The 25,812-nt window shown below is 32.8% G+C and carries 23 protein-coding genes and 2 pseudogenes; 21 read left to right on the top strand and 4 right to left on the bottom strand.

Annotated features, from left to right (window positions below):
* The first annotated feature begins 7 nt into the window (after positions 1–7).
* The 3 genes from EHV10_RS03640 to EHV10_RS03630 are packed head-to-tail and all read left to right on the top strand — an operon-like array spanning position 8 to position 5,354.
* Entirely contained in the window at positions 8–2,296 is a 2,289-nt protein-coding gene (locus tag EHV10_RS03640) for a glycoside hydrolase family 65 protein (RefSeq protein WP_128673442.1), read from the top strand.
* Between the two features lie 19 nt (positions 2,297–2,315).
* Positions 2,316–2,960, top strand: coding sequence for a beta-phosphoglucomutase (gene pgmB, locus EHV10_RS03635; protein WP_128673441.1), 645 nt, complete (start codon positions 2,316–2,318; stop codon positions 2,958–2,960).
* 12 nt (positions 2,961–2,972) lie between these two features.
* Positions 2,973–5,354: a glycoside hydrolase family 31 protein gene (locus tag EHV10_RS03630; protein WP_128673440.1), complete on the top strand. Its 2,382-nt coding sequence runs from the start codon at positions 2,973–2,975 to the stop codon at positions 5,352–5,354.
* A 165-nt stretch (positions 5,355–5,519) separates the two neighbouring features.
* Here EHV10_RS03630 and EHV10_RS03625 read toward each other — a convergent pair whose 3' ends face one another.
* Positions 5,520–7,382 carry an IS1634 family transposase gene (locus tag EHV10_RS03625; protein ID WP_128673213.1) on the bottom strand — a complete coding sequence of 621 codons (1,863 nt, stop codon included), beginning with the start codon at positions 7,380–7,382 and terminating at the stop codon, positions 5,520–5,522.
* A gap of 278 nt (positions 7,383–7,660) precedes the next feature.
* On the opposite strand from EHV10_RS03625, the gene EHV10_RS03620 reads away from it, so the two are divergent.
* The 6 genes from EHV10_RS03620 (at position 7,661) to EHV10_RS03595 (ending at position 11,403) form a co-directional block, all read left to right on the top strand.
* The gene (locus EHV10_RS03620) at positions 7,661–8,236 is read left to right on the top strand and encodes a hypothetical protein (protein WP_128673439.1); all 576 of its coding nucleotides are present in this window, start codon (positions 7,661–7,663) and stop codon (positions 8,234–8,236) included.
* Position 8,237: 1 nt separating this feature from the next.
* Positions 8,238–8,492, top strand: coding sequence for a hypothetical protein (locus tag EHV10_RS03615; RefSeq protein ID WP_243116061.1), 255 nt, complete (start codon positions 8,238–8,240; stop codon positions 8,490–8,492).
* Positions 8,493–8,502: 10 nt separating this feature from the next.
* Positions 8,503–8,880, top strand: coding sequence for a protein-export chaperone SecB (locus tag EHV10_RS03610; RefSeq protein WP_128673438.1), 378 nt, complete (start codon positions 8,503–8,505; stop codon positions 8,878–8,880).
* A 133-nt stretch (positions 8,881–9,013) separates the two neighbouring features.
* Positions 9,014–9,364 carry an arsenate reductase family protein gene (locus EHV10_RS03605; protein WP_128673437.1) on the top strand — a complete coding sequence of 117 codons (351 nt, stop codon included), beginning with the start codon at positions 9,014–9,016 and terminating at the stop codon, positions 9,362–9,364.
* Between the two features lie 177 nt (positions 9,365–9,541).
* Entirely contained in the window at positions 9,542–10,456 is a 915-nt protein-coding gene (locus EHV10_RS03600; protein WP_128673436.1) for a dihydrodipicolinate synthase family protein, read from the top strand.
* Positions 10,453–11,403 (top strand): ROK family protein, encoded by a 951-nt coding sequence (locus EHV10_RS03595; RefSeq protein WP_128673435.1) that lies wholly within the window; start codon positions 10,453–10,455, stop codon positions 11,401–11,403. The genes EHV10_RS03600 and EHV10_RS03595 overlap by 4 nt, the downstream gene beginning before the upstream one ends.
* 50 nt (positions 11,404–11,453) lie before the next feature.
* On the opposite strand, the gene EHV10_RS03590 is transcribed toward EHV10_RS03595, so the two are convergent.
* Positions 11,454–12,818, bottom strand: coding sequence for a TrpB-like pyridoxal phosphate-dependent enzyme (locus tag EHV10_RS03590; protein ID WP_128673434.1), 1,365 nt, complete (start codon positions 12,816–12,818; stop codon positions 11,454–11,456).
* A gap of 590 nt (positions 12,819–13,408) precedes the next feature.
* Between EHV10_RS03590 and EHV10_RS14890 the strand changes: the two genes are divergently transcribed.
* The 10 genes and pseudogenes from EHV10_RS14890 to EHV10_RS14495 all read left to right on the top strand — a co-directional run bounded on the left by EHV10_RS14890 (position 13,409) and on the right by EHV10_RS14495 (position 21,630).
* Positions 13,409–13,783, top strand: a complete 375-nt coding sequence (locus EHV10_RS14890; RefSeq protein ID WP_243116060.1) for a hypothetical protein — start codon at positions 13,409–13,411, stop codon at positions 13,781–13,783.
* Between the two features lie 216 nt (positions 13,784–13,999).
* On the top strand, positions 14,000–14,656 hold the full coding sequence (locus EHV10_RS03580; RefSeq protein WP_128673433.1) for a hypothetical protein: 657 nt from the start codon (positions 14,000–14,002) through the stop codon (positions 14,654–14,656).
* 49 nt (positions 14,657–14,705) lie between these two features.
* Positions 14,706–14,941, top strand: a pseudogene (locus tag EHV10_RS15360) (hypothetical protein); the annotation flags it as partial.
* Positions 14,942–15,030: 89 nt separating this feature from the next.
* Positions 15,031–16,449 (top strand): hypothetical protein, encoded by a 1,419-nt coding sequence (locus tag EHV10_RS03570; RefSeq protein WP_167456719.1) that lies wholly within the window; start codon positions 15,031–15,033, stop codon positions 16,447–16,449.
* 284 nt (positions 16,450–16,733) lie between these two features.
* Positions 16,734–17,858: a hypothetical protein gene (locus EHV10_RS03565; RefSeq protein ID WP_128673432.1), complete on the top strand. Its 1,125-nt coding sequence runs from the start codon at positions 16,734–16,736 to the stop codon at positions 17,856–17,858.
* Positions 17,815–18,132 (top strand): hypothetical protein, encoded by a 318-nt coding sequence (locus tag EHV10_RS03560; protein ID WP_128673431.1) that lies wholly within the window; start codon positions 17,815–17,817, stop codon positions 18,130–18,132. The genes EHV10_RS03565 and EHV10_RS03560 overlap by 44 nt, the downstream gene beginning before the upstream one ends.
* 4 nt (positions 18,133–18,136) lie before the next feature.
* Complete coding sequence (locus EHV10_RS03555; protein ID WP_128673430.1) at positions 18,137–19,531, top strand: hypothetical protein; 1,395 nt, start codon at positions 18,137–18,139, stop codon at positions 19,529–19,531.
* Positions 19,532–19,621: 90 nt separating this feature from the next.
* Positions 19,622–21,034: a hypothetical protein gene (locus EHV10_RS03550; RefSeq protein WP_243116059.1), complete on the top strand. Its 1,413-nt coding sequence runs from the start codon at positions 19,622–19,624 to the stop codon at positions 21,032–21,034.
* Positions 21,035–21,085: 51 nt separating this feature from the next.
* Positions 21,086–21,274 (top strand): annotated as a pseudogene (locus EHV10_RS03545) (hypothetical protein); the annotation flags it as partial.
* Positions 21,275–21,462: 188 nt separating this feature from the next.
* A complete protein-coding gene (locus EHV10_RS14495) occupies positions 21,463–21,630 on the top strand; it encodes a hypothetical protein (RefSeq protein ID WP_158609901.1) in 168 nt (55 codons plus the stop codon).
* A gap of 252 nt (positions 21,631–21,882) precedes the next feature.
* Here EHV10_RS14495 and EHV10_RS03540 read toward each other — a convergent pair whose 3' ends face one another.
* Both EHV10_RS03540 and EHV10_RS03535 read right to left on the bottom strand, forming a co-directional pair.
* Positions 21,883–22,776, bottom strand: a complete 894-nt coding sequence (locus EHV10_RS03540) for an IS3 family transposase (protein WP_128673428.1) — start codon at positions 22,774–22,776, stop codon at positions 21,883–21,885.
* A gap of 8 nt (positions 22,777–22,784) precedes the next feature.
* Positions 22,785–23,084 (bottom strand): transposase, encoded by a 300-nt coding sequence (locus EHV10_RS03535; RefSeq protein ID WP_128673427.1) that lies wholly within the window; start codon positions 23,082–23,084, stop codon positions 22,785–22,787.
* A 118-nt stretch (positions 23,085–23,202) separates the two neighbouring features.
* Between EHV10_RS03535 and EHV10_RS03530 the strand changes: the two genes are divergently transcribed.
* Positions 23,203–24,468 (top strand): WG repeat-containing protein, encoded by a 1,266-nt coding sequence (locus tag EHV10_RS03530; protein WP_243116057.1) that lies wholly within the window; start codon positions 23,203–23,205, stop codon positions 24,466–24,468.
* Between the two features lie 387 nt (positions 24,469–24,855).
* On the top strand, positions 24,856–25,767 hold the full coding sequence (locus tag EHV10_RS03525; protein WP_243116056.1) for a hypothetical protein: 912 nt from the start codon (positions 24,856–24,858) through the stop codon (positions 25,765–25,767).
* Positions 25,768–25,812: the final 45 nt, after the last annotated feature.

Below are 25,812 nucleotides of genomic sequence, written 5' to 3'. Positions count from 1 at the left end.
GATAATTATGCAGCAGTTGGAATATAAGGGCACAGTAATCAAAGAATGTTTTTTTGAGAGAAAAAACATAAATAAATTTGAAGCAATATTTACACAGGGAAACGGGTATCTGGGAATCAGAAATGCACTCGAAGAGCACTATGTAGGCGAAATAAGAGATACTTTTATAACAGGTACATTTAATAAGGCATCAAAGGAGGAAGTAACGGAACTTCCGAATATTGCGGATGCAAGTGCCGTTAAAATCATTGTAAACGAAGAAGAGTTCAGCCTTACAGAGGGAAAGATATCTTCTTATGAGAGAAGCCTCGACTTAACTACAGGCGAGAGTACAAGAATCGTTAAATGGGAAAGTCCAAAGGGAATAAAGCTTGATCTTATGTTCAGGCGTTTTGTGTCTCTTGATAATGAGCATATCTTTGTACAAAAAGTCGAACTGCTCTGTGATCAAGATGCAAATATTATTATTGAGAGCGGAATAGACGGTTCTGTAACAAATAGCGGGGCTATGCATTTTGAGGATATACAAAGACGAGTGTATGACGGTAAGTATATGGAATATATTGCAAAAACAACTCAGTCACATGTAAAGGTCATTCAAGGTGCTGTTTGCAGCCTTAATAAAGAAGCTTTGATAATACCTGTTATGGGAAGAAGAACTCTTGCAAATAAATACAGTTTAAAAATTAAAGCAAATGAAAAGCTTGAGTTTGAGAAAAAATCAGTATTCTTTTCTGAAAGAGATAAGGAATATGCACATTTAAAAATCGAAAAAAGGCTTGATGAAATAAAAAAAGAGTCTGCAAAGCTTATAAGAGAGCTGGAAGTTCAAAGTTATAATGAGCTTTTTAAAAGAAGCGGAGCAAAATGGCAAGATTACTTTGAAAAAAGCAAAATAGATATAGGTACAGATGATATATATGTAAAAACTTCAATAAATTTTGCTCTATATCATTTAAGGATTATGGTAAAAGCGGATGATAACAGGGTTGGAATAGGTGCAAAGGCTCTGAGCGGTGAAGGATATAAGGGACATTCTTTCTGGGATACCGAGCTTTTCATACTGCCTTATTTTACATATACACATCCTGAAATTGCAAGGACACTTCTGGAATACAGATATCATAATCTTTACGGTGCAAGACTGAAAGCCAAAGAAAACGGCTATGAAGGAGCAATGTATCCATGGGAGTGTGCATGGGTAGATGACGGAGAGGTGACTCCTCTTTATATGGGAGCCGATATAGTGACAGGTGAAATAACAAAGGTTTGGACCGGAATTATAGAGCATCATATAACAGCCGATATAGTGTATGCGATAGATAATTATTACAGAGTTACAAATGATAATGATTATATGGAAAAGTACGGATATGAGATAATATTTGAAGCCGCACTTTTTTGGGCAAGCAGACTTGAATATATTGCAGACAAAGACAGATATGAGATAAGAAATGTCATAGGACCTGATGAGTATAAGGAACATGTAGATAATAATGCTTACACCAATTATATGGCGGCTTACACCATGAGACTTGCAATCGAAAAGTCTGAATATCTAAAAACTGAGAATAAGAAACTTTTTGATATTTTAGATTCCAAACTTGATTTAAAATATATAAAGGATTGCATAGAAAAGAAATTGCCGAAACTTTACTTACCTCTACCAAATGAAGAAGGTATAATTCCACAGTCGGACACATTCTTAGGATTAAAAAAGCTTGATATAAGTAAATATAAAAACTCTGATGAAGTATTGGGAATCTACAATGACTATAATACAAAACAGCTAAATGAGTACATGGTTTCAAAACAGTCTGATACGGTTATGCTTTTGTATTTGTTCAGAGATTTATTTGACCATGAAACAAGAAAAAAGAATTTTATTTTCTATGAGGATAAGACCTTACATGACTCTTCACTGAGTAAGTCAACACATGCTATTTTGGCAAATGAATTTGACTTTGAGGAAATGTCATATAAGCTCTTTAAGGGTGCGATAAGTGTTGATTTGGGATCAAATATGAAGTCATCGGATGAGGGAATACACAGTGCTTCAATAGGTGGAATATGGGCCGCATATGTATTCGGATTTGGCGGTGTGACTGTTGAGAGTAAGGGCTTAAGTATAGAACCGTGCCTGCCGAAAGACTGGGATTTCTTAGAATTTCCACTGGTATATCAGGGCGCGAGATTAAGAGTCAGAGTAGAAAAGGACAATCAGGTAAGAGTTAAAAAACTTGACGGTAAAAGCATAGAAATTTATGTAAAAGGAGAGAAACTGATTATTCAATAATATCGGTTTAGGAGTAGTAATGGAAAGAAAATATAAAGGTATAATATTCGACCTTGACGGAGTAATATGTCACACAGACAGGTATCACTATATGGCATGGAAAAACATGGCAGACGGCTTGGGTATATATTTTGATGAAGAAATAAATAACAGACTCAGAGGAGTAAGCCGTATGGAGAGTCTGGAGATTATACTTGAAAGATCCGATAAGGCATACAGCGATAAAGAAAAAGAAGAGTTTGCAAATAAAAAAAATGAACTGTATAAAGAACTTTTAAATGAGATGAGTGAGAAAGACCTCGATAAAAAGGTAAAAGATACCTTGGATATTTTAAAAGAAAGAGGTTATAAAACAGCTATAGCCTCATCAAGTAAAAATGCAAGACTGATACTCTCAAAATTAAATCTTATAGATTTTTTTGATATTATAGTGGACGGTAATGATATTACACATTCAAAGCCTGACAAAGAAGTGTTTGAAAAAGCGGGTATAGGTCTGAAACTTTTACCAAATGATTGTCTGGTAGTCGAGGATGCGGCTTCCGGGGTAGAAGGGGCAAAAAGAGCCGGAATGGATGTTGCCGGAATTGGTGATGCAAAGGGGATTGAGGATGTGAGTTACAGTTTGGAAAGCTTTGAAGATTTGCAAAAGTATTGTATATAGAAAGAGGATAAAATGGTTAATACAAAGGCGGCAGAGGCTTCAATAATTAAAGGAAATAATTATCGTATAAGTATACTTACGGACAGGCTTATAAGATTTGAATACAGTAAAAAAAATGTATTTGTAGATGAAGAGACGGCGGCTGTTACAAACAGAAGGTTCCCGAAAGTAAAGTTTGATGTTTTAGACGGTGAAGACAAACTGGTTATAGTTACAGATTATCTAAGAGTAATATATGATAAAAAAGAATTCTCAGGTGAAGGCTTAAGGATAAATGTAAGCGGAAACTACGGAACAACTTCAAGTGTATGGCATTACGGAGATAAGAATGAGAGCCTAAAAGGCACTACAAGAACACTTGATAATATTGACGGTGAGACAAAACTTGGTGAGGGAATCATATCAAGGCAGATGTGGTCTGTGGTGGATGACAGCAGTTCCATGCTTATAACAAAGGACGGATTTAAGCTGAGAGAAGATGAGGAAGCGCTCGATCTGTATTTCTTTGGTTACGGACTTGACTATTTGACAGCGCTTAAAGACTTTTACACCCTCAGCGGAGAACTTCCGCTACTTCCAAGATTCACTCTTGGTAACTGGTGGAGCAGATATTATAAATACACTCAAAAGTCATATCTTGATTTGATGGACAGATTTGACAGCGAAGATATTCCGTTCAGTGTGGCGGTTATCGATATGGACTGGCATATTACAGATGTGGAAGGAAGATTCGGTACAGGCTGGACAGGTTATACATGGAATAAGGAGCTTTTCCCAAGTCCGGGAGATTTTTTAAGTGAATTGCATACAAGAGGATATAAGGTCTTACTGAATGTACATCCGGCAGACGGTATAAGGGCATATGAAGATTGCTATAAGGATATTGGAGAATTTATGGGTGTAGATATTAAAAAGGAAGAACCTGTAATTTTTGATATTGCCGATAATAAATTCAGAGAAGGATACTTTAAACATGTTCATCATCCGCTTGAAAAACAGGGAGTCGATTACTGGTGGATAGACTGGCAGCAGGGGGAAAATTCAGGACATAAGGGACTTGATCCTCTATGGCTCTTAAACCACTTTCATTATAAGGATTCAGAGAGAGAAGACCGTGGAAGAGGCCTTATACTTTCACGATATGCAGGAGTGGGAAGCCATAAATATCCTATAGGTTTTTCGGGAGATACCATTATCACATGGGAAAGTCTTGATTTTCAGCCTTATTTTACAGCTACCGCATCAAATATCGGCTATGCATGGTGGAGCCATGATATCGGCGGACATATGAATGGAGTACGAGACGATGAGATGTTTGTAAGATGGGTACAGTTTGGTGTATTCTCACCTATAATGAGATTGCACAGTACCTGCAATGAATTTTCGGGAAAAGAACCTTGGAAGTACAATCAGATTGCGGAAAGAATAGTTAAAAGATATTTGAGACTTCGCCACAGATTGATACCATATCTTTATACTATGAATAGGAGAGCTCATGTGGATAAGCTTCCTTTAATATTGCTGCTTTATTACTATGAACCTGCAAATGATAAGGTTTATAATTATAAAAATGAGTATTATTTCGGAGAGAATCTGATAGTATGTCCTGTGACAGGAAAAATTGATACAGAGAGCGGATTGGCAAAGACTAAGATATGGCTTCCTGATGGTGAGTGGTTTGATATATTTAGCGGAGTTAGATACAGTGGAAGTCGTGAGCTGGAAATATACAGAAATCTGGAAGATATCGCCGTATTTGCAAGAGAGGGAAGTATCTTGCCTCTTGATGTAAATATAAGTACAAATGATATTAAAAGCCCGACAGAGCTTGATTTGAATATTTTTACAGGTAAGTCGGGAGGGTTTATACTTGCAGAGGACGAAAAGGAGTATAAGACCTATGTAGAGTCCGATTGGGCTTATACAAAGTATGAGCTGATTGATGAGGATGATAAGCAGATATTTAAGATTCACCCGGTTTCCGGAAATAAAAATGCAACAAGAGAAAAAAGAAAATATAATTTGTATTTCTACGGTGCAGGAAGTGAAAGCGAGTTTAATATTTTACTTGATAAAAAGAAAATAGATCCAATAAGTACTGAATTTGATGAAATAAAAAATGCTTTAATTATTAGACTGCCCGAAATTTCCACAGTATCTGTTTTAGAGGTGGAAATTGCCGCAACGAACAGTTACTCATATAAGAGTATACAGGGTAGGATATTTAATATTCTTAACAATGCACAAATAGAATATGATTTAAAGACAAAAGTAATGGAGGCGGTACGAAAGTACGATTCTACAAACTCAGGTAAGGTAATCGGTGAAATCTACAGTGTATGTGATAATGAATATGTAAGGGGGGCTATAATAGAGCTTTTATCTGCAAAATAGAACTTAAAGATATAATTTTTTAATTGTGTAGATAATGACATAGAAAAATGTTAGAATATACTATCCCATCTTCAACAGTTTGGGAATAGAAAAGTGGCTTGAAACCCTGTATTTACAAGGCTTTAGCCACTTTTTTAAGTATCTAAAAAATGTTGTATGGAAAGTTCAAGTTGAAATCTTTTTTATTTTTTTATTTAAATCTTTTGGCTGATAGTATTTCTTGTCCAATTCAAGATTAAAGATAGCATTTAATGACGTTAGTACTTGTGAATTATCATATGTTGACATATAGCATACATCTTCTAAATTAGCTACCTGCATGTTATTCAAAGTTTCTATAACATTCTCTACAGTGAAATGCGTTCCATACATATCCAGCTTCTTTTCCAGAATCCTATATATTAAAAGAGCTGTGTAACAGACCATAAAGTGTGCTACTATTCGCTCTCTATTTTGATGAAATACAGGTCTGGCTGAAAAATTGGTTTTCATTATTCTAAAGCAATCTTCTATCTTGTATCTGTTTGAGCTAATTTCTAAGATATACTTAGCTGAATCTTCAAGATTTGTTGCCACTGCATAGAATCCATCATACTTTTCTTCTTCATTTATGGCTTCTTGGTTAAGTTCGTAGGTATCTACAGCTTTTTCACCGGAGGATGTTGATGTGGTTCGTTTTATAAAACGAGTTATATCATTTGCCCCTTTTTTATAGGTTTCGGGGTCCAGCTTAGTAAGGAGCTTCTTAGCCCTTTCTATCTGGCGATTTCGTATAAATCTTTGATATTCCATCATTTTTCTTGAGAATGAGACAATGATTTTTTGTGGAACTACGGCCTTTGACTTAACTTTCTTAATAGTACCATTCTTACATGCCTTTTCTTCATAAAGTCCAAGGTCAAATGCCTTATCAGCAGGGATTATCTTGTATATCCTATCATCGTACAGTTCTGCATTAACTTTATCAAACCTATCAAAATCTTTCATTTGCTGAATAGTTGCAGGTTTATCATTAGATAATAGGCGATAATCAATATCACTAAAAATAGCTTCTTTTAACGTATTAGAAAGCATCTTTATGGATTGAGTAACAATAAAAGCTCTGCCACCCATAGAATTAAAATTTCTGATATTTAAAGACCCAAGACCGGCATCAGCACAATAAATAAACTTTTTGCCCTTAAACATAGTTATTAGCTTTTGTTCTAAAGGAATAGCAGTAGTTTGCTCATTATCAGAACCGGAAGTAATGCACATAGATAGTGGTATACCGTCTTTGTCCATAAATAGTCCCATTTGTACAATAGGATTTGGTCTATGTTCTTTACTCACACCATATTTTCGTAGACCTTTAGTCACTTCACCGGTTACAGGATCAATATAATCTTCGTCATTTGATTCTATTTCAAAGTAATAGTTTGAGCAGTCAAAAAAACATACCGAGGTATCTCTCTTTATTAATTTCGTACTTGCATCATATAGATGAGAAATATACTCATCATAATGATCATACATAATGTCAAGTGTACGAAGAATGTGTTCGTAACCAAATGTGGGTTGCTCATAAAAGCTAACAAGATTCTGATGAGTACCTAGCTTGGAGTCAGGATTAAGTATACGAGAATAAGTGAGGAATCTATTTACCAGATTTGGGTCAAACTGTATTCTAGTATCTTTTATTATATTTTTGAAGAAGGCTCCAATCTTGAGATCATGGTAAATTTGCTGAAGGAAAAAATATCCTATGTTTAAAAGTTTAGACTTAGATACTAAATCATCTTGATAGGTGATTTTTTCATTAAAGTCAAACTTAAAATCTAAAGCTACCGATTTATTGTTTTTTAACTCCTCATTATATCTTTTGACCTCATCAAGAGCGTAAGCCAGAGGGTCAGCGGTAGTTTTTAGAAGTTCGGAATGTTTTCCTATGCGAACCACATTTTTAGTAGTAGTCTTTTTTCCGTTTCGGATTCCTCTTTGAATAAAATAAGTAGGATCCTTCGATTTTTTGTCATACCAAAGTTTCATACTTCATTATATCATATAATACAACAAAATACAACAATAAAATAAAAGAAATTTGACACAGAAAACCCTTTATTTATAAGGCTTTAGAGGCTGTTTGCATGTAACAAACTGTTGAAGACCCGTATGTGATAATGAATATGTAAGGGGGGCTATAATAGAGCTTTTATCTGCAAAATAGAACTTAAAGATATAATTTTTTAATTGTGTAGATAATGACATAGAAAAATGTTAGAATATACTATATATTACTTAGAAAATATTGGTCACATGGAGAAATAATGAGATATACTGAAAGCTATTATAATTTAAGCCATGGGACAGATAAGATATCTGCAGAAAATATTAAAACCAAGGGCTTTGTTTTAAGTGGAGATGAGACAAGTTGGTGTGGAGAGGGTGTATACTTCTATGATATAAAGGCAAAGGCATGGTGGGCAGCTGATAGAAAATGCAATGAATTAAAACAGAAGGGCTTTAGCGGTGTGAAACCGGCTGTTATTTTAGCTGATATAGAAAATATATACAAAGATGATACATTTGACTTGAGGGTGAAAAAAGATTTAGAGAAATTCGAAGAGTTTGTCAATTTAATCTTGCCTAAGAAGAAGAAAATTATTATTTCTGAGATTGATGATGCTGAGAGAAAGATAAGGTTAAGGTCTGCATTGATTTCATTTTATGCTAAAGAAACACAGTGTAAATTGGTAATAGATAGCTTTAGGCAGCGTCCACAGCCACTATATGAACATGCAATTGAGTTTGCAAATTCATTGGATATGGTTTTTGGAATTGAAACAATATATTGTGTAAAAGATACCGGCATAATTAGTAATATTCGAATAGGAGGTAAGTAGTGTGGATAGTTTGATGGACAAGTTTATAAAGTATGCAAAAGAACAGTTTGGATATGATATTTCATTAATAGAGGCTGATACTCCGGATACATTTGAATCATTATTCGGAGCAAGTTTTATTACACAAGAAGGAAATGTGGCAGTATCCTATGATGAGAAGTTGATATATAAAAATGAGTCAGGCATAGTAGCGAATATGAATACAGTATATACAGATGAGAGTTATGTACAATCAGATATCAGCTTAGCTGCTTAGTGAGGTATGAATGGATATTAAGGATATGAGATCAAACTTGCAAATGAAAGACTTTTATTTTAGCAGATTTTCATTCGTAAGGGACAAGGTTATTAAAGATGGTGAGCTTAATGTGGATCTGCAAAAGAATATTATCTCTAAAGGAGACCATGAATATAATATTATATTGACAACTACAATTGAAAAGGATGACATGAATATAGAATTGGTAGCAGAAGCACAGTTTTTATATGAGTCGGATGATTATTCGAGAGAAGAGTCAATAATAAATACAAATACAGTTGCAATAATGTTTCCATTCATTAGAAGTCAAGTCACGTTATTGACATCACAGCCAGGTATGATTCCGATTATATTGCCGGCAATTAATACTAAGAAGTTAAAGTGATATGGTATACCTAAAATCAGCAATTTTAAAAATAGTTTAGCTTTATTTTAAGCTGGACTATTTTTAGATTGTTATTTTACCTGTAATTTGAATTATAATAACAGTTAAAGATTAAGTTTTTAAAGGAGGCTTTATGAAAGTATTTCATTATCCCAAATGTTCCACATGTGTGAAGGCAAGAAAGTGGTTAAGAGATAAAAATGTGGAGTTCACGGAAAAGAATATTGTGGAGGAGACTCCAAGTGTAGAAGAGTTAAGGAAGGTGTTAGATTATTCGGGACTTCCTATAAAGAAGCTTTTTAATACAAGCGGTATGCTATACAGAGAGCTTAATATAAAAGAAAAAATGGATGCAATGAGTGATGACGAAAAGCTTAAGTTGCTTTCAGAAAACGGAATGCTGATAAAAAGACCTATAGTTTTGGGAGACGATTTTGCTTTTGTAGGTTTTAAAGAGAGCGAGTGGGGAAATAAATGGCAGTAAAGGTATCGGATTGAATTTATAAAAATAATAAAGCATAGAAAGTTTAGAAAATAATTTCAAAATGATTATTTTTATTGAAAAACTATTCAATGAGTGATATTCTAAGCTTATAATTATATGATAGGGGGTCAAAGATATTTGACCCTCTTGGTATTATCCCGACAATAAGGAGGAATCATGAGAAATTTAGATAAGTACAAGGGAGTCATTCCGGCATTTTATGCATGTTATGATGATAATGGGGAGATCAGTCCTGAGAGAGTAAGAGCTCTTACAGAGTACTTTGTGGATAAAAAGGTCAGAGGAGTATATGTAAACGGTTCTTCAGGTGAATGTATTTACCAGAGCGTTGAAGACAGAAAAGTTGTTCTTGAGAATGTAATGAAGGTTAAGGGTGATCTTACAATAATTAACCATATAGCATGTAACAATACCAAGGACGGTATGGAGCTTGCAGCCCATGCCGAGAGTCTTAAAGTAGATGCTATTGCGGCAATTCCGCCTATTTATTTTAAGCTTCCCGAGTATGCCATTGCACAGTATTGGAATGATTACAGCAGTGCCGCACCGAATACAGATTTTATTATATACAATATTCCACAGCTTGCCGGAGTGGCTTTAAGCAGAGGTCTTTATGCAAAGATGAGAGAGAATAAGAATGTTATAGGTGTAAAGAATTCTTCCATGCCTGTATTTGACATTCAAGGCTTCGTAAGAGACGGTGGTGATGATTATATCGTATTTAACGGTCCGGATGAGCAGTTTGTTTCAGGCAGAGTAATAGGTGCTAAGGCAGGTATCGGTGGAACATATGGAGCAATGCCTGAGCTTTTCCTTGCAATGGATGAGTGTATAAATTCAGGAGATATGAAAAGCGCAAATGAGATACAGTACTGTGTAAATGATATTATAGCGGCTCTTACTTCAGGATATGGAAATATGTATGCTATGATAAAGGAAGTTCTTAGAATTAATGAGGGACTTGATATCGGTAGCGTAAGAAAACCTTTGGTGGCATTGACAGATGCTGATAAAGAGATTGCAAAATCAGCGGCTAAGATGATAGCTGATGCTAAAAAGAAATTCCTATGATGAATAAAGTGTATTTGGGAATTGATATAGGAGGAACCGCAGCAAAGTTCGGACTTGTTGATGAAAACGGCAACATACTTCACAAGGATGAGTTCTCGGTTTCATTTGACGGATATGAAACGCCAATACTTAAGACTGTTTTGGAAAAGACTGAGTATTTTGTGGCTTCAAGCGGACTTGCTTTCAGTGAAATATCAGGAATAGGTGTATCCGCTACAGGTCAGATAGATTCTGAAAAAGGTGAAGTTATCGGAAGTGCGGGACATATAAAAAACTGGGTAGGATCAAAGATAAAGGAAAGCTTTGAAAAGAAATATTCTGTCAAAACTATAGTTATAAATGATGCAAACAGTGCAGCCCTCGGTGAAAAATGGATAGGAGCAGGAAGAGGATATAAAAATATCGTTGCTATAACCATCGGCACCGGAGTCGGTGGAGGTATTATAGTTGATGACAAAATCCTGCTTGGTAAAAGAGGACTGGCAGGAGAGATAGGACATATTGTGATATATGGAAGCGGAGAGAGTTGTTCATGTGGTAATGTAGGCTGCCTCGAAAGATATGCGTCTACAACAGCACTTGTAAGGAGTGTCTCAAAACTGCAAAAGGAAAATCCGACAGCTTTTCCGAAAGACTTTGAAGAAAATATCAATGGCAGAAAGATATTTGATGCCTTACATGAAAACAGTCTGTTAAGTCAGGTGGTTGATAATTGGGTGGATGATATTTCACTTGGTATCATTTCACTTGTTCATATCTTTAATCCTGAACAGGTTATTATAGGCGGTGGAGTAAGCGGCAGAAAAGAGTTTATAGAAAATCTTAGTAAAAAGGTACATGAAAAGGTAATGCCAAGATTTTTGGAAGGCCTTGAAATAGTTCCTGCAAAACTTGGGAATGATGCCGGCCTTGTCGGTGCAATATATTATTTGATAGAGAATAAATAAAATAGAGCTTTATTTCATAATTTCGTACTATGAAATAAAGCTCTTATTCTTTACTCTACCTTCGGCAGCATATCTGCATATTTTTTAAGTTCCTCATCTGTCGGAACAGTGTCATCCATCTTTCCGTCATGGAATTTCTCATAAGCAACCATATCAAAATAGCCTGTACCTGTAAGTCCGAATACAATAGTCTTTTCTTCACCGCTCTCTTTACATTTCTTAGCTTCTTCAATAGCCGCATATATAGCATGTGAGCTCTCAGGAGCAGGGAGTATACCCTCAGTTCTTGCAAAATACTCTGCAGCCTTAAATACATCTGTCTGGTTTACTGAAGCTGCCTCCATATAACCGTCATGATAAAGCTGAGAGAGAGTAGAACTCATTCCATGATATCTGAGACCGCCGGCATGACTTGGTGAAGGAATGAACTCACTTCCCAATGTGTACATCTTTGCAAGCGGAGTCATCATACCAGTATCACAGAAGTCATAGGCAAATGTACCTCTTGTAAAGCTTGGACATGATGCAGGCTCTATAGCAATGATTCTTACATCACTTTCACCCTTAAGCTTCTCACCCATGAAAGGAGATATAAGACCTCCAAGGTTTGAACCGCCACCTGCACATCCTATAATAATATCAGGTTTGATATTATATTTATCAAGTGCAGCCTTAGTCTCAAGACCGATAATTGATTGATGTAATAAAACCTGGTTTAATACGCTACCGAGAACATATCTGTATCCTTCAGTGGTTGTGGCCTTTTCTACAGCCTCAGATATAGCACATCCAAGACTTCCTGTGGTGCCGGGATGCCTTTCTAAGATTCTTCTTCCCACCTCTGTTTCCATGGATGGTGAAGGTGTGACGGTAGCACCGTATGTTCTCATAACCTCACGTCTGAAAGGCTTCTGCTCATAGGATACCTTAACCATATATACCTTACAGTCAAGTCCGAAGTATGCACATGCCATAGAAAGTGCTGTACCCCATTGTCCTGCACCGGTTTCTGTAGTAACACCTTTAAGTCCCTGCTCTTTAGCATAGTAGGCTTGAGCTATAGCTGAGTTTAACTTATGGCTTCCACTGGTATTATTTCCCTCAAATTTGTAATAAATCTTTGCAGGTGTGCCAAGCTTTTCTTCCAGACAGTATGCTCTTACAAGTGGAGCAGGTCTGTACATTCTGTAAAAAGATCTGATTGCCTCAGGTATCTCAAAATAAGCGGTAGTATCATCAAGCTCCTGTTTAACAAGTTCGTCACAGAATACATGTGACAGCTCTTCATACGTCACAGGTTTATGTGTTCCGGGATTTAAAAGCGGAGCCGGTTTATTCTTCATATCAGCTCTTACATTGTACCAATATTTCGGCATCTCATTTTCTTCTAAATAAATCTTATAAGGTATCTCCATACACTCTCTCCTTTCATGTGTATATCTGCCGAAGTACCGGCAAATATTATATCCTAAAGTATACATGGATAGCAGATTTAAGTCCAGTGAAGAATTATTGTGATAGAGAGATACTTTTATTTGAATATATATTATAAAAATAGAACAAAAACAAATGAAAAATAGAATAGGATTTGATATAATTAAGGTGATATTATGAGCGTGTAAAAAATATTTATGTGATAGGAGAATGCTATGGCATAAATGTTATTAAATATAATAAGATACTATTAAATATGTATAGAGGAATTAAAAGAGATAGCATCAGATATTATAAATATGAGGTAATAAATGGTGAATTATAAAAAGTGGAAAATAAGCATATTGCTTTTATTTATAATAGGCAGCTGTAGTATATATAAAAAAGATATTGCAAATGAAATTAATAAATAAGGATATGCTGTAAATTTTATAGAATATGATAAGAAATACGAAATTGATATTGATAATGATGGCGAGACAGATTTAGTAAAGGTATTTATTGATACGGATGGCTATACATCAGTAGAGGTAAATATATAAAATCTGCATATCAAAATTTGGGTTTATATGTGGAAGATAGAAAATATATTATAGGTTTTCAAAATACAACAGGCATATATTTAATAAATTCTGATTTGAAGCTTAGTTTAGAAGGTAATTATATTATAAATGATTCTAAGCATACATTAGTGAAAGAGCTTAAAGCATATAAGTATAATGATAAAACAGCTGTTTATGAAATAACTACATATCAGAAAGGGGAGGCTTTGTATTTATACGAAACAGATATGCAAAACTTAATATATTTTAAAACGGAGAATGGAGATAAGGGATATATTGATGCAACAAAAGATGATTATGAAAGTACTACAGGTGAATTTTATATAGAGGAAGAGAGATTAGTTGATTATTTTGATGGAGAAGAAATATCATGGGCAGGTTAATAATAAGAAAGTTGACACAAATAATTGCTAAAACCTATGAAGATAAGAGTATATAAGAACCTTTCAAAATGAAGGAGTCAAGTTTTTTATAGGATTTCCAAGCATATAAGGATAAGTGGAGAAAATGGAGCAGAAAAAATCATAGATGAATATGGGGTATTGTATTTGGGGGATCTATTCAAAAAGTATTAAAGCAGTTTTGGCTAAGGAGGATATATGAATGTGGTTGAGAAAAATAAACTTAAGATAATCCTAATAATTACAAGTATATTGACTTTAGTGTTTATAGTGATAGTTGGCATAGAGTATTTGAATGAAAAAAGAAGAGATAGAGCACTTAAATACTATAATGAGATATCTACTACAGTAATTCTGGCAGATACACTGGGAATGGACTTGGAATGCAGTGATAATAAAGGGAATACCTGGGTCATGAATGGGAGTGATACAAGTTTACTTGACATGGTTACTAGGGATATTACAGATTATATATCATGGGATAAGCAGAGTCTTTACAACTACAAAATTATAAAAAATGAATATATGCAGAAATATATAGATAATTTTAATGACAATATGAAGCATATAAGAATAAGTGGAGAGAACGGAGCAGGAATTCCTATCCCACCGAAGACGGTATCAGAGGGAGAGGGAATGGATGAGTTTCATGAAATAATGAACTTGGATGAGTTGATAGCATATATGCATAAATTAACAAAAGACAGAGAATATTATTTGTATGCTCTTTCTGTGGTTGGATTAGATGGATCGGGATTTAGTGGCAGAATAACATATAAATCAGATGATGGAGAAGAAAAAATCATATATGAATATGGGGTATTGTATTTAGGAGATTTATTCGAAAAGTATTAAAATAATTTCGATTAAAGTATTATGGAAATATTTTGACTAAGGGGAATATATGAATGTGATTGAGAAGAATAAACTTAAGGTAATCCTAGTAATTACAAGTATATTAGCTTTAGTGTTTACAGCAATAGTTGTTGTAGAGTATTTGGATAAAAAAGAAAAGATAGAGCACTTAAATACTATGAAGAAATAGCTATTACAGTAACTTTGGCAGATATGCTGGAAATGGAATTGGAATGCAGTGATAATAAAGGGAATACTTGGGTCATGAATGGTAATAATACAAGCCAGTAAAGATTATAGATGAAGACCACAAGGTGAATGTTAGTCAGTTGTTTGAAGGAGTTATATAATAATACATAGTGGGAGGTTGTATCTTGTCAAAAAAAAGAATAACAATTTTTATATTAATTTCTGTGACATTAGTATTTATTGTAGTAATATGCGCTATATTGCCTAGATTTGATTTTATGTATATATCCGCAGAAAAGCACTGGCAGAAGGAAAAGATTGGGGACCGGGATGAAAAGACAGGTGGAAAAGGGGTTAGCTATGTAGCACAAGGAGAAAACGGTGTATATTTTATATACAAAAATAGGTTGATGTATATTGATGATAAATATGAGAATATAAAGGAAGTATGTAAGGATATAGGAATGATTCAAGGTGGCTTAGTAGAGGGCGATACCATTTTTTTGTATAAAAATGATGATATTGATTGGATCAATAAAGTGGACTCAAGCGGAAAGATAGTAAGATTTATTTTTGATTCAGGAAAATCTTATATTGAAGGGGAAAATATATATACATTAAACAGTAAATACGGTTTAAGAAAATATGATTTTAATGGAAATAGAATTTCTAGTAATAAAGTAAAATTTGATGTTGCCTCAATTAATACTGTGTTTGATAACTATATCTTCTACAGAGGCTATGATGGAGATGATGATGTAGAAGTCAGCATACCTAAGTATTATTTTTTTGATGCCAACAAAATAAATTATAAGACAAGGAAATTAAAACTTTCAAAATATTATCTACAACCTGAAGCTGGAGATATATATTGGAAAGAAGACGTTATACCTTATGATTCTTTTGCTAAGGAAGTGGATAAAACAGTAAGGGAAGGGAAAATATTTGATGATACAGCTGAGAAAAATTTGGATGATTATGAACTGCAAAGTGTAGAGCTGCTTCCTTGGTCTTTTTCAGAAGTACAAGACGGATATATTTATCTTTATGGAGAACAGAAAGTTACGTATAGAGATAAGAATTATAAAGAAAAAATGTCGGTTATTAAAGAAGAATGGGAAAGTGAAAAAACAAAAAAAGTAACGTATACAACCATAGCAAGAGTACTATGTAGAATTAATATAGAGGATATAAAAGATACTTCTGAGGATACTTACATTAATTATGAAATAGTATGTTATGATCTGAATAAAAAATGGGGAGGTTTTATTATTAACAATAAGAATGCATATGTATTAAAAGAAGACGAATATTTTGACAGTAGCAAAGAGGATAGAAATATATATGTGTATTCTATGGAGGTTGACACAGGTTTATATAAGGAGATTTATAGAAAAAAAAGATTTTTTAATGGAAATTATTCCAGTAAAATATTTGTGACAGATAAATATATATTCATTTATGAAGGTAGTGAATATGGCGTAAAGGAATGTATTACAAGGATTAATCATGACGGCAGCAACCCTGTATTGGTAATGGATGAAAATGGTGAAGTAGTTATGAAGCCGCTGGAATCTAAAAGTGAAGAAAAGAGTGGGAAATAGTTTACACATATATCGTAATCTTAAAAATTGTGCATTCACACTGGAAGTATTGAAAGTATCAGTTATATCATCTGATATAAAATAACTGAGAGTAGAAGGAGTAAAAAATATCCGGTGTGAAGCAAAACGAAGAGGTCAAGGTTATAGTAGAGTAGGTGAAATAGTGAACTATACAGATAAACTACAATATCTGTAACTTTGGGCTTTTGTTTTACTGTAAATAAAAGTCGTCAAAGCCGGTAAAATCAATAGATTTAAGCTTTGCAGAATATAAAGGATAAGTTGTGAAAATGAAAAGGATACAAGTTATAGTACCGGTTTTAGCAGTCTTAATATTTTTAATATTACTTTCAATTTATGCTATACTGCCCAAATTTGATTTTATGTATGTATCTGCAGATAAGCATTGGCAAAAAGAAAAGATAGCAGATAATGATGCCGGTGAAGGTGGAAAAGAACTTAATAAAGTTGTTCAAGGGGTAGATGGTACATATTTTGTTTATGAAAACAGGCTGATGTATATGGAAAATGAAAATGCAGAAATAAGAGAGATTTGTAAAATGCAAGGGAATATTTCCGGTATTTTAGTAAAGGATAAAAATATTTTTCTACGAGAGGAAAGCGGTAACAGTATTTACAAACTGAACACAGATGGAGATATAATAAGCATTATTTATGCCTCGGGCATCATGTACCTTGAAGGTAATAATATATATACATTAAGTGGAGGTACTGAGTTTGAAAAATATGACTTTAACGGGAAAAGAATTTTTAAAAATGATTTAGGATATAATGGGTTTGATAGGGATAATACTATATTTAATAACTATGTTTTTAACATAGATTTTTTAAAAGCAGAAGTTTATGCGCCAAAATATTATTTATTTGATATTAATAAAATAAAATATAAAGAATATACCTTGCATTTTTCAAAATACTATTTACCACCTGAAATGTGGGATTCTTATTGGAAAGAAGAAGTTATACCTTATGATTCGTTTGCAAAAGAGATGGATAAAAAGGTAAGAAAAGGAGAAACAATTGATAGAAATTTGGATAACTATGAACTCCAAAGTATTGAATTATCAATTGGGGATTTTTCAGAGGTTTCAGATGGATACATCTATTTTCTTGGAGAGCAGAAACTTACTTATAGAGATAAAAATTATAAAGACAAGTTATCAGGAAAGATAAACGAATATATAAATACATATGAAAATGAAGAGTATATAGACGAAATAAAGTATGAGATAAAACTATATCCTATATGCAGAGTTAAAGTGGATGATATAAAAAATATATTAGACAGTGATGTTATCAGCTATGATGTTATAGATAGGCCGTTAAGTAATAGTCGTAATAGGAATGACTTTACTATTAGAGACAAAAAGATATATATCGTATATTGAAGATTATGTAGAGAATAATCAGGAATATAGAGAATTGAAAATATATGAGATAGATGCTGAAACCGGCATATCAAAAGAAGTTTACACAATGAAGGGGCTATCTGCAGATGAACGTATGATAGAAATCTTTGCAACAGATAATTATATATTTATTTACAGATATATTGATAATTATGGGAAACTGTGTATTACTCGAGTTAATCGTGACGGCAGTAACCCTGTACTGGTAATGGATGAAAACGGAGAAGTAGTAATGCAAGCGTTGGAGAAATAGAATTATGAGAAAAATAATATTCACATGGGTAGTAGTGGTTGCTATAGTATTGCCTATATTTGCTTTAATATTTTACACATTGCCTAAAATCAACTCCATGTATATCTCATCAGATACATATAACCGGAAAAATAAATCAAATCAGGATGGAAAAACTGGTGTAAAAGTAATCAGTAAAGTGGAGCAGGCAGAAAACGGTATATATTTTGTATATAAAGGCAGACTTATGTATATGGAAAACTCTGATGGAAATATAAATGAAATCTGCAAAATACCAAGTGAAATTGTGGGTGTTTTAGCAAAAGATAATACTGTTTTTTTGCGTGAATGTGATAATGTTGCGAGTATTTATAAGGTGAATGCAAATGGAGAAATAGTAAAAATTGCCAATGATTCAGGTAAGATGTATATGGAAGGTGAAAATATATATACATTAAGTGGAAAACATGGGTTAAGAAAATATGATTTTAGTGGAAAGATGATTTTTAGCAATAAAGAGGCATTAGATTTTACGACAAGTCATACTATATTTGATGATTACATTTTTTATAAATGGTATCAAAATGAACGTATAGCTCTTAGTGTTCCACAATATTACAGACTTGATGTAAATAAGATAAAGTATCTTCTACATGAGGTAAAGTTTTCAAGGTACTATTTAGAACCGGAGGAATGGGACTCATATAATAGAGAAAATGTTATAGAATATGATGATTTGGCAAAAGAAGTGGATAAAGAAGTAAGAAGCGGAGGAATGTATGAACAAGTAAATGGGAAAGATCCGGATAATTACGACTTACAGAGTATAGAATTATCTGTTTGGAATTTTTCAGATGAAGTAGACGGGTATATTTATCTTTATGGAAATCAGAAAATCACTTATTTGGACAAGGAATATAAAAGAAAGTCGGAAGAGATGACTTTGGAAGAAGAATACAGTGATGATAACAGAGAGAAGTTCACCTACCAAATTAATGTAAAAGCGGTATTTAGAATCAGTATAGATGAAATAAAAAACAGCTCTAATGAAACTTATGTAAACTATGAAAGAGTAAGTAAAAGCCCGAACATACTGGGAGATTGGAGTAGATTCATTGTTAATAATAAAAATGTATATGTAATAAATGAGGATGAATATACAGATAAAGAATCATATAGAAATCTATATATTTATTATATAGATGTTGACACCGGATTGAATAAGGAAGTTTATAAAAAGAAGAGGTTTTTCCTTGGGAATGACTCATCTGAAATATTTGCTACAGATAAATACATATTCATATATGAGTATGGTGATTATGGTGAAAAACAATGTATTACAAGGATAAATCGCGACGGAAGCAACCCTGTATTAGTAATGGATGAAAACGGTGAAGTTGTTATGAAACCTGTTCCATAAATATATGGAAATTTTTATTTATTTTTTGAAAAATATTTTTCATCACAATTTATATTAACAACAGAATCCTGTGGAATGGAGGCTTTTAATATGAAAAAGAAATGGATTATATGTATAAGTATAATTGCTATAGCATATTTTGTACTGTCATTATGTGATTTTATGTATATTCCTGCACATAAGTATCCGAATATTATCAGAAAAATGTTCTTTCATGATAATGAAAAAGTAACTGTAAGAAGCATAGGAAGGGTTTGCCAAACAAAAGAAGGTATATATTTTTTGTATAGGGGCAGACTTATGTATATGAATAGTGTTGGTACAGAGGTGAAAGAAGTAGGTTTAAAACAAATAGCATGGATTATACCTGATAATTCGAATATATTCTTTTTGGATAATAGTGTATATGATATATATAAAGTCAACCAAAATAATGAAACAAAGCCAATAATTAAGAGAAGTGGAGATAGAATTTATATAGATGGTAGATATATATATAATTATGTATATGATAATAATACAATAAGTAAATATAACTTAGACGGTAAAAAAATCTATTCTTCAAAGATGTATTATGGTCAGTTAATGGCCGGAGGTGTTGGTGGTATTATATTCAATGATTACAATATGCGTATGCTAAGGGAGGAACTTTCAAATTATGGGATGGGAGTGGATGTGCCATACCATTATATATTTGATTGGAATAGAGTTAAGTATATGCCAAAAGTTTTATATACAGTGCATTATTATAAGGTGCCGTCAATATGGGATTATAATAATAATTTCAGAAATTTGGAACAATATGATGAATGGGCAGAAGGCTGGGATAACAAAATAAGAGAAAATAAAAATAAATTAAGAAATACTAAAAACAGAAATATGGAAGATTATGAACTGGTCAGTATAGGTTTATCCAAACAAAATCCGGATTACTATCGAGCAGTAGATGGATATATATATTTTTATCATGCATTGGAATTATGTTATAGAGATAAAAACTACAAAAATAAAATTTCATTTGACAGTACAGGTAATTTTGATGAAAAAGAAAAAACCAGAGTAGAATTTAAAGCTTATGTTTATGTAATGTTTAGAGTTGATATTGAAAATATAGAAAATGCAGGGGATACTTCTCAACTTGAGTATGAAATACTAGATGTGCCGATGTACCCAATAGACACTGATGACGAGATAGAAGTATTTGAAGTAAATGATAATTATATATATAGTATTTCAAATGTGAATAATGCTACAACGAAAGAAATAAAGGTTTTGGTTACAGATATAGAAAAAGGTACTACCAGAAATATTTATGATTGTCGGGAATTGAGTGATGACATATATACACCGGGGATATATTGCAGTGATGATTACGTTTTCTTATATCAATATAAAATAGAGGAAAGCACTACATTGCGTATAATTAGACTTGATAAGGATGGAAGCAATCCTATATTAGTAATGGATGAAAACGGTGAAGTTGTTATGAAACCCATTCAATAAGTATATAGAATTTTTATTTTTAAACTAATATTTTAATAAGTGGAGAAAATGGAGCTGGTAACTTATACGCATAAAGTAACAAAAAATGGTGAATATTATTTGTATGCTCTTTCGGTGGTTGGCTTAGATGGATCCGGATCTAACGGTAAAATAACATATGTATTAGATAATGGATATGAAAAAATACTGAGAGATTCAGGAAGACTTAGCTTGTTTGATCTATTTGAGAAGTTGGAGTAAAAATACTATATTTTTATGGAGAGTAAGGTAATAATGGATATCGAAAACATGCAAAATCAGTTATTTTCTGAGAGAAGAGTTTTTAAAAGATTTTAATACAAAAAAGATGAGTATGAACAATGGATTTTTAAGGATTTAGAGGAGCTTTTGGAAGAAAAAATGTAGGATATATTGTTTGCTTAGATGAAGTGAATGCCTATTTTTTTCAAAAGGCATTAGAAGATGAACAATTTATAAAGGAATCTAAAGATAAGTTGAAAGATATTATAGTGGGAGGAGTAAAAACAACAGTTATTACTACAGCAGGATTATATAATGCAGCAGTAGGGGTTTACGCTACTGCAATAGGCTTTTAGCAACAAATTTTTTTGAGTCAGAAATTGATATATTGCTTAAACAAATGTCTGTTTATAATAATGATAGATTGGGGAGGAAAACTTATAAAGATAGATATATATAAAGATAATAGATATACAAGTACAAGTAAGAGGCGAGGAAAGAACTTAGAGATTATATTATAAATAACAATGGAAAATATGATCCGAAAAAAATAAAAGAGTGGTCCTATGTCAAGATTTAGTACAAATTAAAATGAGAGGTTCTACCGGCTAAGATGCTGTAAGAACAAGTGCCTTATTATATAGCTTTTCAAACTCGTCAGGAGACATATAATCACAATGACTATGAATCCTTACCGTGTTATAAAAGGCTTCAATGTACTCAAATACAAGCCTATATGCGTGGCTGTGGTCTTGAATACTGAATCTGTTTAGCCATTCTCTTTTAATCAATGAATGAAATGATTCAATGCACGCATTGTCATATGGATAGGCACAACGAGAATAGCTTCGTTGCATAGTTTTAGTGGCTTCACGCCAAGCATTTGATACATACTGGCTGCCACGATCAGAATGTATTATTAAAGGCGATTCGGTGTTACGATAAGTCTTTGCTTTATTAATGGTTGCTACAACTGTTGATACTTCCATAGTATCAGAAAGTGTCCAGGCTATTATTTTCCTAGCAAATAAGTCCATAACACAATTAAGGTAAACAAAGCCGTTTTGAGTCCATATATAGGTAATATCTGTACACCATACGGCATTAGGGCGTTCCGGGTTAAATTGTTCATCAAGTATGTTTGTAAGTTCAGTACTAAAATCAGAGTCTCTGGTGGTGGTAGTAAAAGGCTTAATCCATTGGGCTTTAATACCCATTTCACGCATATATTTTCCTACAGTGCGCTCAGCAATAGTTTCACCTGACTTACGAAGTTCTTTGGTTATTTTAGGAGCACCATAGTTTTGTTTTGAAGCATCATAAATAAGCCGGATATTCTTCTTAATAGCTTCCTTCCTCTGAATAGTAGAAGATAGTTTTCTATTAAGAAAAGAATGATATCCGGATCGAGACACACCTAAAAATTTAAGCATTCCGGAAGTAGAGACACGGTGTCCATTTACTTTAGCTGCCTCTACCTTTGCAGAAACCTCTGTATAGATAGCAATAGTTAGCTTTTCCCCAGAATGCTTATGGCTTTTTTTAGTACATCAAGAGCATCCTGAGCATCACGAAGCTCACGTTTAAGACGAGCTATTTCTTTTGCATCATCAGACTGATAGTTACCTGAGCCACGAACGGGAATGTCACCGTTATTATCACGAAATTGACTTTCCCATTTGGCAAGTGTGCTAACACCGATACCAAGATTCTTGGCACATTCAACTTGAGTAAGATCAGGATGTTCATTTCGATAGTTGATAGCATCCAGCTTAAACTGTTTTGAGTGATGGTTTCTTTTACTTGACATAATGAGTTCCTCCTAAGGTTTATTATATAACAAATAAGGAAATATCTCATTTTGTTTTGTACTAATTATATTCTAACACCAGAGTTATTTATAAATAGCAAAGGGGGTAATATTAAATATGATTATAAGGACAGAAGGGAAGGAGAGGCACAATTATTTACTAAATAGAAAAAAAATCTCACTTTTAATATTTGCTTTGTTTCTAATATTTTCTAGTACTATGGTATCAAATTTGATTAATAAAACAAATACTCAATGGGAGTGGGTAATCAAACCAAGTTTATATAAAGATATAAGTTTTTTAGAGGGGAACTTATTTAAATTTTATAAGAACAGTGGAGAAGTTTGTATTATTGATGCAAGTACCAAAGATATCTATGAGTATCCGCTTTTTGATGATATTGATTTTGATAGAGAAAATGTATTTATTGCAAATAAAAATTCTTCTTTTTTCTATGTTGATAAATCAGGCAACAAGTTATCGGATAAAACTTATGAAAACATATATTCTTTTAAAGATGGTTTATCAGCAGTTAAATTTAAGGGTTTGTGGGGATTCATAGATAAAAACTTCAATCAGGTTATTGATTTTAATTTTTATGATGTACATTTATTTTATGAAAATTATGCTGCGGTTATGGATAAGGATAATAAGTGGGGGTTTATAGATATAAATGAAAATGTAGTAATAGACTTTCAATATGATGAAGTAATGAATTTTCATGAAGGTTTGGCAGCTGTTAGGCAGGGGGATAAATGGACTTTTATAAACAAGAAAGGAATTGTAGTAACAAATACTTTTTATGATGAAATTAGTGATTTATATGAAGGTTTTGCCGCTGTAAAAAGGCAAGATAAATGGGGCTATATAGACAAAAATGGTAAAGAGGTCATAGAATGTAAATATGATGATGCACATAATTTTAGTGAAGGTCTTGCTGCTGTTGCAATTAATAATTATTTGGGTGACGGTTATATTGCATGGGCTTACATAGATACTAAGGGAGACATTGTGATTCCTTTTTACTCATACAGTGCTATAAGTGGAGTTCCTTTAATTATTGGTGAATTTCATGATGGGAAAGCCTTTGTAACAAAAGATTTAGTATCTGTTATAGGGAAGAATGGAGAAAATATTTTTCGAGGTAATTCATTGTTTTTTGTTTCAAAAGCGAAATATTATAAAGAACATTCAGCAATGATTGGCTACATTTATTCAGATTCAAGTATGAAGATTAGAAAGTACGGTCTTTTAAATTTAGAGGGAGAGGAAGTATTAAAACCAATATTTGATTACATAAAAGACATATATGGAAGATATATGATAGTTGCTGACATAAAGAATGGAACAGATATGAACTATGGCATAGTTAGAATAAAATGAAATATATTATGGCTATGTAAAAAAGACCAAAGTTATATCATTTGATATTTCAAAACATAAAAAATAGTTAATCATTGAGAGGGCTATTAAGGGTATAAAAACACATAGGAATTATGGTGATGTGTTTTATTGGAATGATACCTTTAAAGATGGAAATGATTATCATGAATTTATAAATTATAATTACCATACTGAACATATAGTTGGAAATTGATACTATGTATGTAATTATGGAGAAACTATGAAAGGAAACTTGCCATATTTTTATATAAAAGAAAATCTTGAAAAACCAAGAGTTTATGGGGGAATTGACGAAGTCATAAATAAGCAAAGTTAGAAGATATTTTATTTATGAACCGGATAGACCGTTATTGAGAGGAGAAGAAAGTGATAGATAAAAAAATACATATATTCACAATAATACTCTTGCTGATGTGTTTTATTTATGGATGCGGGATAAATACATATTCAAAAACAGAAAAATTCATTGATTATAATTATGGTGTAGAAAATCTTTCAGATGAAGATGCAATAAAGCTTGTAAAAGAAATAGTATCTTTTATGGATACAGGTATAGAAACGGGTGAAGCTGTCGAAGGTATTAATGGGGAAAACTTTGCCTATTTTAAGAACAAAGAAGATGAAGGTAGATTAGAAATCTATCATAGAAATTATATAAAAGATAGTGCTTATAATTATTTGACTGCAATGTATAGAATCACAAGGTTTAATTCCGGCATGGGAAAGGCGAAAACAGGATTTGACGGTGGAACCATCAGGTATAAATTGGAAGCTGAAGAAGATTACAACATTCTGTCGAGAAGAAATAATGAAATATGTATTGAAGCTGTTTTTAATAAAGACAGCAGTCTTGGAGACGGGATGCCGGATACAGATAAGGGTCAGATATTTCTCACTCTTTGTGATGACAATAAATGGAGAATTTCTAAGATCTCTCAATGGTATGATGATTTAGTGTTTTATGAATTGGAAGAATATATAGATGAATTTTTTGACAGTCAAAATAATGTAAAAGAGGATTATGATACTTTTATTAGGGATTATGGGTACGATAAAAATGGGAATAGAATACCTATGCAGATGTTAAGATATTCTTTAAAGGACGCGATTTTAGCGAGCAGCAGTTTTGATGTGTTGGAGAATTTAGATGACAGTTATATATTGAAACATCTTTCTAAACTTGCAACCTATATTGCTTATGAAGAGATATATGCCAGGCATGGGAAAATGTATCCGAAATATTCTATAGAATATAATTATTTCAATGGATTGAGCTGATATAAAGAGAATAAAAAATTCAGTGAGGATGATTTAAGTGATATT

The sequence above is a fragment of the Lachnoanaerobaculum gingivalis genome (assembly GCF_003862475.1).
Classification (GTDB): Bacteria; Bacillota; Clostridia; order Lachnospirales; family Lachnospiraceae; genus Lachnoanaerobaculum; species Lachnoanaerobaculum gingivalis.
This window is presented reverse-complemented; position numbering and strand designations above follow the sequence as displayed.

Coding starts and splice junctions, on each gene's coding strand:
- EHV10_RS03625 (WP_128673213.1), bottom strand. CDS start 7,382: ATGAAACTTTGGTATGACAAAAAATCGAAGGATCCTACTTATTTTATT.
- EHV10_RS03605 (WP_128673437.1), top strand. CDS start 9,014: ATGAAAGTATTTCATTATCCCAAATGTTCCACATGTGTGAAGGCAAGA.
- EHV10_RS03620 (WP_128673439.1), top strand. CDS start 7,661: ATGAGATATACTGAAAGCTATTATAATTTAAGCCATGGGACAGATAAG.
- EHV10_RS03535 (WP_128673427.1), bottom strand. CDS start 23,084: ATGTCAAGTAAAAGAAACCATCACTCAAAACAGTTTAAGCTGGATGCT.
- EHV10_RS03610 (WP_128673438.1), top strand. CDS start 8,503: ATGGATATTAAGGATATGAGATCAAACTTGCAAATGAAAGACTTTTAT.
- EHV10_RS03550 (WP_243116059.1), top strand. CDS start 19,622: ATGAAAAAGAAATGGATTATATGTATAAGTATAATTGCTATAGCATAT.
- EHV10_RS03555 (WP_128673430.1), top strand. CDS start 18,137: ATGAGAAAAATAATATTCACATGGGTAGTAGTGGTTGCTATAGTATTG.
- pgmB (WP_128673441.1), top strand. CDS start 2,316: ATGGAAAGAAAATATAAAGGTATAATATTCGACCTTGACGGAGTAATA.
- EHV10_RS03560 (WP_128673431.1), top strand. CDS start 17,815: ATGACTTTACTATTAGAGACAAAAAGATATATATCGTATATTGAAGAT.
- EHV10_RS03580 (WP_128673433.1), top strand. CDS start 14,000: ATGAATGTGGTTGAGAAAAATAAACTTAAGATAATCCTAATAATTACA.
- EHV10_RS03630 (WP_128673440.1), top strand. CDS start 2,973: ATGGTTAATACAAAGGCGGCAGAGGCTTCAATAATTAAAGGAAATAAT.
- EHV10_RS03640 (WP_128673442.1), top strand. CDS start 8: ATGCAGCAGTTGGAATATAAGGGCACAGTAATCAAAGAATGTTTTTTT.
- EHV10_RS03590 (WP_128673434.1), bottom strand. CDS start 12,818: ATGGAGATACCTTATAAGATTTATTTAGAAGAAAATGAGATGCCGAAA.
- EHV10_RS03530 (WP_243116057.1), top strand. CDS start 23,203: ATGATTATAAGGACAGAAGGGAAGGAGAGGCACAATTATTTACTAAAT.
- EHV10_RS03595 (WP_128673435.1), top strand. CDS start 10,453: ATGATGAATAAAGTGTATTTGGGAATTGATATAGGAGGAACCGCAGCA.
- EHV10_RS03600 (WP_128673436.1), top strand. CDS start 9,542: ATGAGAAATTTAGATAAGTACAAGGGAGTCATTCCGGCATTTTATGCA.